The sequence below is a fragment of the Streptomyces sp. NBC_01476 genome (genome assembly GCF_036227265.1).
In the GTDB taxonomy this organism is placed as follows: domain Bacteria; phylum Actinomycetota; class Actinomycetes; order Streptomycetales; family Streptomycetaceae; genus Actinacidiphila.
In genome coordinates this window covers 4655528-4667424 of record NZ_CP109446.1, presented here as the reverse complement: position 1 = coordinate 4667424, position 11897 = coordinate 4655528, and the positions used below count along the sequence as shown (strand labels likewise).

The window sequence follows — 11897 nt, the reverse complement described above, 5'->3', positions numbered from 1 at the left end:
CCGCCCGACCGCCTCAGCGGCCGAGGCACCTCAGCCGCTGAGCCGGCCACGTGAGCGCCCGGCCACGTGAGCGCCCGAGCACCTGACCATACGCAGGCGCCCCCGGCACCCACGGCACCCCCGGCAACCACAGCCTGTGCGCACCCCCGGTGGGCCGGTACCTCTCGGAAGTTCGTACGAGAGGCACCGGCCCGCCGTCGTGCCTGCCGCCCCACCCGCTGGAGCGCCCCCCACCGTGCCCCACCCCCGCACCCCACCGCACCAACCACCCCCCATACGCCACCAAACCGGTCCTTTCGAGCGCCCCCTGCACCCGTTCGTCAACACCCGAACACCCCCTTCCGCGACTTCACTCCCTCGGGAGGGTGACTAAATGTCGCCAAATCATCACCAGTCGCTACGATCCGATGCGTGAACCAGGTAGCTCGCCGTCTCGGCAAGACATTCGCGCTCGTACTCCCGGTCGTTCTCGTCCTGTCGGGAACCCTCGCCGTCACCCGCGTCCCGTGGGCGGCCTCGTCCCCGGGCTCGCAGGTGCTGACCGCATCGGCGAAGCAGGACGCCACCACGCCCCAGGAGGCCCTGCGGCAGCGGCTGCTGGCCGAACTGCAGGAGAAGGACCCGGGGGTGGCGCTGACCGACCTCCAGGTCGCCATGGCCAAGCAGCCCTCACTCGCCCGCTACTGCGTCTCCATCGCGCGCTCGCTGGGCCGCGCGGCGGTCGCCAAGTACGACGGCGCCACGCAGAAGGCCCAGTCGTGGTCGCGCCCGGTGTGCGACACCGCCTTCGCCACCGGGGTCTCCTCGGTCGGGTGAACTTCCGGCCGGTCTGCCAGGGCGCCCACGGCGTGCGGTCCACCCGGTGGGGGCCGCACGCCCTCGTCGTCTAGGGTGCGCTGCATGACGTCCGCGCAAGCGCTAGCCGCCACCCCCGACAGCCCCGAACTCCCCCCGACGGTCACCCAGGCCGTCCTGCTGGCCGGCGGGCAGGGGTCGCGGCTGCGGCCGTACACCGACGACCGGCCCAAGCCCATGGTGGAGATCCCCGGCACCGGCACGCCGATCATCGGCCACCAGCTCGCCTGGCTGGCCGCCGAGGGCGTCACGGACGCGGTGGTCTCCTGCGGGCACATGGCCCACGTACTGCAGGAGTGGCTGGACACCTCCACGCTGCCGCTGAACGTCACCACCGTGGTCGAGACCGAGCCGCTGGGGCGCGGCGGCGGCCTGAAGTACGCGGCCAAGTCACTGCCCCGGCCCGACGAGCCCTGGTACGCGACCAACGGCGACATCTGGACCCGCTTCTCGCTGCGGGAGATGGCCGCCTTCCACGAGGAGCGGGCCGCCGTCGCCACCCTCGCGCTGGCCCGGCCGCGCATCCCGTGGGGCGCGGTGGAGACCAACGAGTTCGGCCAGGTGCTGGACTTCATCGAGGCGCCGCCGTCGCCGTTCCTGATCAACGCCGGTGTCTACGTCTTCGCGCCCGAGTTCACCGCGCTGCTGCCGGACCTCGGCGACCACGAACGCACCACCTTCCCGCACCTGGCCCGCGAACGCCGGCTGGCCGGCTTCCCGATCCCCCAGGGCGCCTACTGGCGGGCCATCGACACCGCGAAGGACCTCAGCGAGGCCGCGAAGGAACTCGAAGCCCTCCAGGCCCTCAACAAGGTGTAGCCCGGCGGCCGTACGGGCAACCCCGCCCGTACGGTAAAGCCCGCAAACGCCCGCACACCCGCCGTGGAACGGACCAGGCGGCCCGTACCGGGGAAGGGCCGGTACGGGCCGCCTGTCGTCGCGCCGGAGGGCCTCAGGGGGTCCGCAGGGGGACCTCAAAGGGTCCCGCGAGGGAGAACCCGGGGGAACTCAGGAGGGCTCAAAGGCTCCCGGCCCAGCGCATCCCCAGCGAGTCCTCAGCACGTCACGCCGCACCCCGCGGCGCATGCCCCGAGGGCCCGCCCGGGCCCATCCCCAGCAGCAGGCCGTCCGACGGCCCGCTGCCCAGCAGCCCGCCGATCGCCCCCTGCGTCGGCTTCGCGGTGGGCGGCGGAGGCGGAGGCGCCTCCGCGGTCGGCGCGGCCGGCTGCTGCGGGGGCTGCGAGCCGCCGGACGAATCCGCGCCGGACCCGCCGGCCGAACCCGTACCCGAACCGCCGTGCGTCGGGGTGCTGCCGACGCCGCTCCCGGTGCCGGTGCCCGCGGTCTCCTGCCGGCTCGGCGCCGTGGTGGGCGCCTGGGTGGCCTGCTTCCTGCGTTCCTCGGCCTTCTTCGCCTTCGCCCTCTCGGACTGCGAAGGCGTCGGCGAGATGCCCTGGGTGGCGTCGGGCGTGCCGGACACCTCGGGCAGCGGGGAGCCGGGCAGCACATTGGTGGGCGTCACATGCGGGCCGGAGTGCCCGTCGTGCGTGGTGCTGGCGCGGACCGCCGCACCCAGCACCGAACCGACCAGCAGCGTGCCGCCGGCGATGACCGCGGCCAGGATCGCGCCGCGGCGCAGCACCCGGCGGCGCAGGTCCCACACCGAGACCCGCGGGCCGAGCCGCCGCCAGGCGTCGCCGGCCAGATGGGCGTCGATGGAGTAGACGGGGGCGCCGGCGATGATCAGCGGGCTCCACGCGGCCAGGTAGATGAAGTCGGGGGCGTCGTAGACCGGGACGGTCCGCCAGCTGACGGTGACCAGCAGCGCGATCGACAGGGCCGCGCCGAAGACGCCCGCGACCCGCTGCCAGAGCCCGCAGACGGTCAGCACGCCGACCACGACCTGGAGGAAGGCGATGCTCAGGCCGGCGCCGACCGGGTGGTTGAGCGCAGCGTCCCGCAGCGGCTCGGCGAGGCCCCACGGATGCAGGGAGTTGAGCCAGGTGACCATCGAGCCGCGCTTGCCGCCGTCGAAGTAGACGCGGTCGCAGAGCTTGCCCATGCCGGCGTAGATCGACACGAAGCCGAGGAAGATCCGCAGCGGCAGCAGCACGATGCCGAGGTTGAGCCGGCGGTCCGGGTACCAGGCGTGCTTGCCCGGGTCGCCCTTGCGCTCGCGCGGCCTGGGCGCGTCATAACCGCCGGCCCCGTCATACCTGCCGGCCCCGTCATAGCCACCGGCCCGGTCGTACCCACCGGCCCCGTCCACACCGCCGGCGCGGACGCCGCCGGCCGGGCCGGACAGCTCGACCGGTCCGGTCACCTCGTCGTCCACCGGGTCGTACGCACCGGTGGCCGGCCGGATGCCGCCGAGCAGCCCGGTCGGCGAACCGGCGGTCCGCTGGCCCACCACGGTCGGCAGTACGGTCGTCTCCCCGACCCGCGGCAGCAGCTGCGTGCCGGCGCCGCGGCCCGCGCCCGCGCGGCGGACCGCCTGCTGCAGCTCGCCGGCGAGCGGGTCGCCCGGCGCCGAGGCACCGGACCAGACCACCGGCGCCGGCCGGCGCCGCCCGCCGGCCGCGCCCGCGGTGACCACCGGGATCTTCGCCGTCTCGTCCAGCCCGAGAGCACGTTCCGAGGCCGCCCCGAGCTGCACCCGGAAGCTGGCGTGGTTGACGATGACCTGGGCGGGATCGCTCGGGACCCGTGCCATGGTCATCACACGCTCATCAAATCCCGGCGCGCCTCCCCCCGTGGGAGTGCGGGGTGTTCTGGTGTCCACGCTCATCTAACCGAGTGAACGACCTTTAGGACACTGCCCCCGGCTCCCCCGGTGTCGGAACTCCGACAACTCCGGCAACTGCGACGCGCCGCAAGGGCGTTACGCGCGGCGCCGCGAAGCCTCGTAGAGGACCACGCCCGCCGCGACACCGGCGTTGAGCGATTCCGCGCCACCCGGCATCGGGATGCGGACCAGCAGGTCGCAGGTCTCGCCGACCAGCCGGGACAGGCCCTTGCCCTCGCTGCCGGCCACGATCACCACCGGACCGGAGAGGAGTTCGAGGTCCTGGAGTTCCACGTCGCCGTCGGCGGCCAGGCCGACCACGGTGAGCCCGGCCTTCTGGTACGACTCCAGGGTGCGGGTGAGGTTGGTGGCGCGGGCCACCGGGACCCGGGCCGCGGTACCCGCCGACGTCTTCCACGCACCGGCGGTCATCCCGGCCGCGCGCCGCTCGGGCACCACCACGCCGTGGCCGCCGAACGCCGCCATGGACCGGACGACCGCGCCGAGGTTGCGCGGGTCGGTCACCCCGTCGAGGGCGACGATCAGCGGGTCCTCGCCGCGGTCGGCCGCCTCGGCCACCAGGTCGTCGGGGTGCGCGTACTCGTACGGCGGGATCTGCAGCACCAGGCCCTGGTGGTTGAGCCCAGCGGTGATCCGGTCCAGTTCCGGCTTGGCCGCCTCCATCAGCGGCACCCCGCGGTCGGAGGCGAGCTTGATCGCCTCACGCACGCGGTCGTCGTTGTCGATGTACTGCTGGACGTAGACCGCGGTCGCCGGGATGTCCGCGCGCAGCGCCTCCACCACCGGGTTGCGGCCGACGACCATCTCGGACGACGACTTGGCGCCGCGGCCGGACGGGCGGCGGGACTGCGCCGACACCGTCCGCTTGGCCTGGGCGTTGGCGATGCGGTTCTTCTTGTGGCCCTTGCGCGCCTCGGCGGGCGGGGTCGGGCCCTTGCCTTCGAGCCCCCTGCGCCGCTGGCCGCCGCTGCCGACCGTGGCGCCCTTCTTGTTGGACGTACGGCGGTTCCTGCGCTGGCTGTTCCCGGCCATCGGGCACTCTCACTTCTTCGGTCGAACTCGGCAAACGTCAAAGGGCGCCGGACAGCGCCAGGGGGTCAGCCCCGCAGGGTCCAGCGGGAGCCGGTCGGCGTGTCCTCGATCTCCAGACCGGACTGCACCAGCCGGTCGCGGATCGCGTCGGCGGTCGCGTAGTCCTTGCGCGAGCGCGCCGACTGCCGCTGCTCCAGCACCAGCTGGACCAGGGAGTCCACCACCCCGTGCAGGTCGTCACCGCGGTCGGCGCCCGTCCAGTGCGGGTCCAGCGGGTCGAGACCCAGCACTCCGAGCATCGCACGGACCTCGGCCAGCCGCGCGACCGCTGTTTCCTTGTCGTCCGCGTTGAGCGCGCTGTTGCCCTGCCGGACGGTGGTGTGCACGACGGCGAGCGCCTGCGGGACGCCCAGGTCGTCGTCCATCGCCTCGGCGAAGGCGGGCGGCACCTCGGCGGCGGGCTCGACCGGCCCGGTCTTCTCGATGACCCGCTGGACGAAGCCCTCGATCCGCGCGAACGCCGACTCGGCCTCGCGCAGGGCCTCCTCGCTGTACTCGATCATCGACCGGTAGTGCGGGGTGCCCAGGTAGTAGCGGAGCACGATCGGGCGCCAGTGCCGGACCATCTCGGAGACCAGCACCGAGTTGCCGAGCGACTTGCTCATCTTCTCGCCGCTCATGGTGACCCAGGCGTTGTGCACCCAGTAGCGGGCGAACTCGTCGCCGAACGCCTTGGCCTGGGCGATCTCGTTCTCGTGGTGCGGGAAGATCAGGTCGATGCCGCCGCCGTGGATGTCGAAGGCGCCGCCCAGGTACTTGTGGGCCATCGCCGAGCACTCCAGGTGCCAGCCGGGCCGGCCGCGGCCCCAGGGGGTGTCCCAGGACGGCTCGCCGGGCTTGGCCGCCTTCCACATGGCGAAGTCCCGCTGGTCCCGCTTGCCGGTCTCCCCCTCGCCCTCGGGCTGGCGGAGGTTGTCCAGCTCCTGGTTGGAGAGCTCCAGGTAGTCGGGGAAGGAGCGCACGTCGAAGTAGACGTTGCCGTCGCTGACATACGCGTTGCCGCGCTCGATGAGGCCCTGCATCATCTCGATCATCTCCGGCACATGACCGGTCGCCCGCGGCTCGTAGGTGGGCGGCTGGCAGCCGAGCGCGTCGTAACCCGAGGTGAAGGCGCGCTCGTTCTCGTAGCCGATCGCCCACCAGGGGCGCTTCTGCTCGGTGGCCTTGCGGATGATCTTGTCGTCGATGTCGGTGACGTTCCGGATGAAGGTGACGTCGTAGCCGCGGTAGCGGAACCACCGCTGCAGGATGTCGAAGTTGAGGCCGGAGCGGATGTGCCCGATGTGCGGGGCCGCCTGCACAGTGGCGCCGCACAGGTAGATCGAGACACAGCCCGGCGTGAGCGGGACGAAGTCACGTACCTGGCGCGCGTCGGTGTCGTACAGGCGAATGGTCACTCCTCAAGGGTAGTGGGCCGGAGCGTGTGCCTTGTGCCCTATGGCACAGAGCACACACACCGGTCACATTCCCGCAGCACTCGGATGCCCGCGGGGCCCGTTCGCGCGGTCCCTCCGTACGGCCGGGGCTCAGCCGTGTTCGACGATGTGCTGCGCGCTGACCCGCACGATCACCCGGACCGCGCCCGGGACGTCGCTGCCGTACGGCTGCCCGGTGTACTTCCGGCTGAGGTCGTCGATCAGCTTGTCGCCGCCCTCGGTGGTCATGGTGGCGGTGCCGCGGATCTCGACGTACGCGTACGGCTTCTCGGGCAGCGTGATCAGCACCGTGACCCGGGGGTCGCGCACCAGGTTGCGGTGCTTGCGGCGGCCTTCGAGGGTGCTGAAGATGAGGTCGTCGCCGTCGCGGGCGACCCATACCAGGGACAGCTGCGGCTGCCCGTCGGGCTGGATGGTGCCGACGGTGGCGAAGCTGTTGGCGTCGATCAGGTCGCGGGCGGAGTCGGAGAGGGCGGCCATGGCGTTCCTTTCGCGGGGCGGGGGTCGATGCGCTCGGTCACGGGGACCGTTCCGGATCCTACGAAGCCGGGCCGGGCCCGGGAGTCCACTGACCGGCGCGCCGGTCAGTGGACTCCCGGGCCCCGGTCGCGTGCCGGTCAGTCCGGGGCGACGCGGACCACCAGCGCGGTGGCGATCGCCGCCAGGCCCTCGCCCCGGCCGGGGAAGCCGAGGCCGTCAGTGGTGGCGCCGCTGACCGCGACCGGTGCGCCGACCGCGGCGGAGAGCACCTGCTGCGCCTCGTCCCGGCGCTTGCCGACCTTGGGGCGCTGACCGACCACCTGGACGGCCACATTGCCGATGACGAAGCCGGCCGCGCGGACGATCCGGGCCGCTTCGGTGAGGAGCGTGAGGCCCGAGGCGCCGGCCCACTGCGGGCGGCCGGTGCCGAAGTGCGCGCCGAGGTCGCCGAGGCCGGCCGCGGAGAAGAGCGCGTTGCAGGCGGCGTGGGCGACCACATCGGCGTCGGAGTGTCCGGCGAGCCCGGGGCCCTCACCCTCCCAGCGCAGGCCCGCGCACCACAGTTCGCGGCCTTCCTCGAAGGCGTGGATGTCGGTGCCGATGCCGACCTGGGGCAGGACGTAGCCGGCGGGCAGCTCAGTAGCCATCGGTGGCCCTCCTGCGGGCGAGGACCGCCTCGGCGAGCACCAGGTCCAGCGGCCTGGTCACCTTGAACGCCTCCTCGTGCCCGGGCACCACCAGCACCGGCAGCCCGAGGTGCTCCACCATGCTCGCGTCGTCCGTGACGCCGTGGCTGACGGAGGCGTGCGCCTTGGCGAGGACGGCCCGGTCGAAGCCCTGCGGGGTCTGTACGGCGCGCAGCAGGGCGCGCTGCGGGGTGCCGGTGACGGTGCCGGTCTCCGGGTCGACGCTCTTGACGGTGTCGGCGAGCGACAGTCCGGGGACGACGGCGGGCGCGCCGGCCCGTACCGCGTCCACCACCGCCTCGACGGTCTCGACCGGCACCAGCGGGCGGGCCGCGTCGTGCACCAGCACCACGTCGACGTCGTCCGGCAGGGCGGCCAGGCCCAGCCGTACCGAGTCCTGGCGCTCGGCGCCGCCGGGCACCACCCTTATGTCGGTCGAGCCGGGCAGGCCGTGCGCGTCGAGCAGCGCCCTGACCTCGGCGGCTCCGTCGGGCGGCGCGACCACGACGATCACCTGGACGGCTCGGGCCCGCGCCATCGCGCGCACCGCGTGGACCAGGATCGGAACCCCGCCCAGGGTGCGCAGCGCTTTGGGCGCGCCGGGGCCCAGCCGGACGCCACGTCCGGCGGCGGGAATGACGGCTGCGGTACGCAGGTTTGTGTCCTTGTATGAGATGGGTATCGCACTCAAGGTGCCGGGCACGGCGTTCTTCCGGACCCCTTCCGTGAAGTCCGGGGGAACGCGTGCTGGGATAAGCATGCCGCAGCACCCGGTCATGGTCGTCAACCGGGTGCCGCGGCAGGATCCCCCCGAACGGGTCGGGGGGTGCGTCTTCAGAAGTCGGTACGTCACATCGGCGCACGGTGGTGTGCCGTCGGTCCGACGCGACCCGAGAACGTCCGAAAGGGGATGTTCTTACGACGCGAGGACCTCGTCGAGCAACGCCTCGGCCTTGTCCTCGTTGGTGTTCTCCGCCAGAGCCAGCTCGCTGACCAGGATCTGCCGTGCCTTGGCGAGCATGCGCTTCTCGCCGGCCGACAGGCCGCGCTCACGCTCCCGGCGCCACAGGTCACGTACGACTTCCGCGACCTTGATGACATCACCGGAGGCAAGCTTCTCCAGATTTGCCTTGTATCGGCGGGACCAGTTGGTGGGCTCCTCGGTGTACGGCGCGCGCAGCACCTCGAAGACCCGGTCCAGACCCTCCTGACCGACCACGTCGCGTACGCCGACGAACTCCGCATTGTCCGCGGGTACGCGTACCGTCAAGTCGCCCTGAGCGACCTTGAGCACCAAGTAGGTCTTGTCCACGCCTTTGATCTGGCGAATTTCGATGGCCTCGATCAGCGCGGCCCCGTGATGGGGATAGACCACGGTGTCGCCAACCTTGAACGTCATGTGACAGGTACCCCTTCCGTGGCTATCCAGAGTAACACGGGAACGGCCTCATCTGAATGGCGTTTTCGCAGGTCAGGGCATATCTCGGGGCTTGACAAGGGCCCCTGGATCGTGCTGGAGGGTGCGCCCGCAACAGGGTATTCGCAGGTCGGAGCGGGTATACGGCAGGGGCGAAACGTGCCCGTTACAGCCCCGGAAGCCCCTGAACAAGGGGTCATACGTCCGCATTTGTCCCTCCCGGACGAGTGGACCTTCGCTACTCCGTTCGGGTTCTCGGCTGTTGATGATCCAATTTTGCACAGTCCTGGAAATCGGCCCGGCGATCGGGCGTCCGATCCATGGCATGAAGTGATCACGACGAACAGGTAAAGAGCCGGGCCCAGTGCGCGGACTCCGGGGCGCCTCGGTAATCTAAGGCCGCCAGAAGATCTTCCCTGTCTGCCCTAGGAGATGCGCCGCCGTGGTCCGCAGCTTCCGTCGTGGCGCGTTCGCCGCCGTTCTCGCGCTCTCGCTCGCTCCGCTCGCCGCCTGCGCCGCGGGAACGGACGCCACCTCGCTGAAGGTCGAGCCGGACAGCGCGTACGCGAGCGCCGGCGTCATCAAGGTGCAGAACGCGTTCGTCCTGACCCAGGCGGACGGCCCGGCCACCGTCTCGGCGCGCCTGTTCAACAACGGGTCCTCGCCGCAGACCCTGCAGTCCGTGCAGCTGGCCGGGGCGCTCAACGCGCGGCTCTCCGGGGCGAACGGCGGCAAGGACGTGACGGTCCCGGCGCACGGCACCGTGCTGCTGGGCGGCAAGGGCAACCCGGCCGCGGTCATCGACTCCGGCCAGGAGTCCCTGCGGGACGGCGACGTCCAGACCGCGGTGTTCCGCTTCAGCGGCTCGGGGCCGGTCTCCCTGCCGATCAACATCACCCCGTCGGCGGGGTACTTCCAGCCGTACGGCCCCAGCTCGCTGCCCACCACCGCGACCCCGTCCCCGAGCGACACGGCCACCCCCACGACCACGCCGGACTCCACGGCCACCCCGACGGACACCGCCACCCCGACCGGCACCGCCACGCCCACGGCCTAACGGGCAGCGGCGGACACGCAGGAGGGGCCCGGCTCGCCCGCCGGGCCCCTCCTGCCACCGTCCGCCGTTCTACGGCTCGAACTTGTAGCCCAGGCCGCGGACCGTGACCAGGTAGCGCGGGGCGCCCGGGTCCGGCTCGATCTTCGCGCGCAGGCGCTTGACGTGGACGTCGAGGGTCTTGGTGTCACCGACGTAGTCGGCGCCCCAGACCCGGTCGATGAGCTGCATACGGGTAAGGACCCGGCCGGCGTTGCGCAGCAGCATCTCCAGCAGGTCGAACTCCTTGAGCGGGAGGTCGACCTTGCCACCGCCGACGGTGACCACGTGCCGGTCCACGTCCATCCGGACCGGACCGGCTTCGAGGGCGGCCGGGGAGACCTCCTCCGGCTCACCGCGGCGCCGCAGCACCGCACGGATGCGGGCGACCAGCTCCCGCGAGGAGAACGGCTTGGTCACATAGTCGTCCGCGCCTATTTCGAGGCCGACGACCTTGTCGATTTCACTGTCCTTGGCGGTCACCATGATCACCGGGACATTGGACTTGAGACGCAGCTGTCGGCAGACCTCGGTGCCGGGCAGTCCCGGCAGCATCAGGTCGAGCAGTACCAGGTCGGCACCATTGCGCTCGAACTCGTCCAGCGCGTCGGGCCCGGTCGCGGAGATGGCGACCTCGAAGCCCTCCTTGCGGAGCATGTACGACAGCGCGTCGCTGAAGGACTCTTCGTCCTCTACGACGAGTACGCGGGTCACGGAAGGACCTCCGGGGCGGGGATGTGTTCAGGCAGGGTCTGGAAAAGCTGATCGTCCGACGGCTCGTCGGCCGGGTCCGCGTCCGCTTCGGCATCGGGATCGGTGCCTGGCGGTAGCGCGCGGTCGCGGGCGATCCCGGCCTCGGGAAGCCGCAGTGTGAAAGTGGAGCCCTGGCCTTCGGCGCTCCACACCGTGACCTCCCCGCCGTGCGAGGCGGCCACGTGCTTGACGATGGACAAACCGAGCCCGGTGCCGCCAGTGGCCCGCGAGCGCGCCGGGTCCACCCGGTAGAAGCGCTCGAAGACCCGGTCGCGGTCCTTCTCGGAGATGCCGATGCCCTGGTCGGTGACGGAGATCTCAATGAGGTCCCCTCCCGTGGCGGCGATCCGCCGTCCGGCTATCCCGACCCTGGTACGGGCCGGGCTGTAGTTGACGGCGTTCTCCACCAGATTGCCCAGTGCGGCGGCGAGCTGGCCCCGGTTGCCCCAGATGAAGAGATCGGGGGTGGTCCCGGTGGCCATGGTGATCTGTTTGGTGTTGGCCTGGTGCCGGCAGCGGTCGACCGCCTCCGCCACCAGATCCTCGACGGCCACCGGTTCGGCGTCGTCGAGCAGGTCGTCGTTCTGCACCCGGGACAGGTCGATGATCTCCTGCACCAGGCTGGTCAGCCGGGTGGCCTCGATCTGCATCCGCCCGGCGAACCGGTTGACCGCCTCGGGGTCGTCGGCCGCGTCCATCACGGCCTCGGAGAGCAGCGAGAGCGCACCGACCGGGGTCTTCAGCTCGTGGCTGACGTTGGCCACGAAGTCCCGGCGCACCGCTTCGATCCGCCGGGCCTCGGTGAGATCCTCGACCAGCAGCAGCACCAGCCGGGAGCCCAGCGGAGCGACCCGGGCCGAAACCGCGAGCCCTTCACCGCGGCCGGCGCCCCGGCGCGGCAGGTCGAGCTCGACCTGCCGTATCTCGCCGTCACGGCGCGTTTCGCGGGCCATCTGCAGCATCTGGTCGACAGCGAGCCGGCCACCACGGACCAGTCCGAGGGCGTACGCCGCCGAGCTGGCCTTGACCACGACGTCGCCCTCGTCCAGGACGACGGCCGAGGAGCGCAGTACCGACAGTACGGTGTCCACGCCCGGCGGCAGGCTTGCGGTCATATGGTCCGGCCTCAATGCGGTACGGGTGGGGCGGGCCTGTTCCCGCTCGCTCCAGCGGAACGCGAGCACGGCGATGACGCCGGTCAGCAGACCGGCGATCGCACTGGCTGCGGCGACTGCCGCGTTCACGTCCATGGCTCCAGATTAGGTGGGCCGCTCAAACA

The 11897-nt window shown here is 71.7% G+C and carries 12 protein-coding genes; 3 read left to right on the top strand and 9 right to left on the bottom strand.

Annotated elements, in window-relative coordinates; all coding sequences use genetic code 11:
• Positions 1–411: 411 nt before the first annotated feature.
• Both OG552_RS20390 and OG552_RS20385 read left to right on the top strand, forming a co-directional pair.
• Entirely contained in the window at positions 412–816 is a 405-nt protein-coding gene (locus OG552_RS20390) for a hypothetical protein (RefSeq protein ID WP_329134968.1), read from the top strand.
• A gap of 84 nt (positions 817–900) precedes the next feature.
• Positions 901–1674 carry a nucleotidyltransferase family protein gene (locus tag OG552_RS20385; RefSeq protein ID WP_329134966.1) on the top strand — a complete coding sequence of 258 codons (774 nt, stop codon included), beginning with the start codon at positions 901–903 and terminating at the stop codon, positions 1672–1674.
• A gap of 244 nt (positions 1675–1918) precedes the next feature.
• On the opposite strand, the gene OG552_RS20380 is transcribed toward OG552_RS20385, so the two are convergent.
• The 7 genes from OG552_RS20380 to OG552_RS20350 all read right to left on the bottom strand — a co-directional run bounded on the left by OG552_RS20380 (position 1919) and on the right by OG552_RS20350 (position 8754).
• On the bottom strand, positions 1919–3568 hold the full coding sequence (locus OG552_RS20380) for a DoxX family membrane protein (RefSeq protein WP_443071179.1): 1650 nt from the start codon (positions 3566–3568) through the stop codon (positions 1919–1921).
• A gap of 168 nt (positions 3569–3736) precedes the next feature.
• Positions 3737–4693 carry a 23S rRNA (guanosine(2251)-2'-O)-methyltransferase RlmB gene (rlmB, locus tag OG552_RS20375; RefSeq protein WP_329134963.1) on the bottom strand — a complete coding sequence of 319 codons (957 nt, stop codon included), beginning with the start codon at positions 4691–4693 and terminating at the stop codon, positions 3737–3739.
• A gap of 65 nt (positions 4694–4758) precedes the next feature.
• The gene (cysS, locus tag OG552_RS20370; RefSeq protein WP_329134961.1) at positions 4759–6150 is read right to left on the bottom strand and encodes a cysteine--tRNA ligase; all 1392 of its coding nucleotides are present in this window, start codon (positions 6148–6150) and stop codon (positions 4759–4761) included.
• Positions 6151–6279: 129 nt separating this feature from the next.
• Positions 6280–6669: a PPOX class F420-dependent oxidoreductase gene (locus tag OG552_RS20365; protein ID WP_329134959.1), complete on the bottom strand. Its 390-nt coding sequence runs from the start codon at positions 6667–6669 to the stop codon at positions 6280–6282.
• A 137-nt stretch (positions 6670–6806) separates the two neighbouring features.
• The gene (ispF, locus tag OG552_RS20360; RefSeq protein WP_329134957.1) at positions 6807–7316 is read right to left on the bottom strand and encodes a 2-C-methyl-D-erythritol 2,4-cyclodiphosphate synthase; all 510 of its coding nucleotides are present in this window, start codon (positions 7314–7316) and stop codon (positions 6807–6809) included.
• On the bottom strand, positions 7306–8115 hold the full coding sequence (ispD, locus tag OG552_RS20355; RefSeq protein WP_329134955.1) for a 2-C-methyl-D-erythritol 4-phosphate cytidylyltransferase: 810 nt from the start codon (positions 8113–8115) through the stop codon (positions 7306–7308). The genes ispF and ispD overlap by 11 nt, the downstream gene beginning before the upstream one ends.
• 156 nt (positions 8116–8271) lie before the next feature.
• A complete protein-coding gene (locus tag OG552_RS20350) occupies positions 8272–8754 on the bottom strand; it encodes a CarD family transcriptional regulator (protein WP_033174074.1) in 483 nt (160 codons plus the stop codon).
• A gap of 460 nt (positions 8755–9214) precedes the next feature.
• Here OG552_RS20350 and OG552_RS20345 point away from each other — a divergent pair, with 460 nt between their 5' ends.
• The gene (locus OG552_RS20345) at positions 9215–9829 is read left to right on the top strand and encodes a DUF461 domain-containing protein (RefSeq protein WP_329134952.1); all 615 of its coding nucleotides are present in this window, start codon (positions 9215–9217) and stop codon (positions 9827–9829) included.
• A 69-nt stretch (positions 9830–9898) separates the two neighbouring features.
• On the opposite strand, the gene OG552_RS20340 is transcribed toward OG552_RS20345, so the two are convergent.
• Complete coding sequence (locus OG552_RS20340) at positions 9899–10579, bottom strand: response regulator transcription factor (RefSeq protein ID WP_202235241.1); 681 nt, start codon at positions 10577–10579, stop codon at positions 9899–9901.
• Positions 10576–11868 carry a sensor histidine kinase gene (locus OG552_RS20335; RefSeq protein ID WP_329134949.1) on the bottom strand — a complete coding sequence of 431 codons (1293 nt, stop codon included), beginning with the start codon at positions 11866–11868 and terminating at the stop codon, positions 10576–10578. Before OG552_RS20335 ends, OG552_RS20340 begins: the two co-directional genes overlap by 4 nt.
• Positions 11869–11897: the final 29 nt, after the last annotated feature.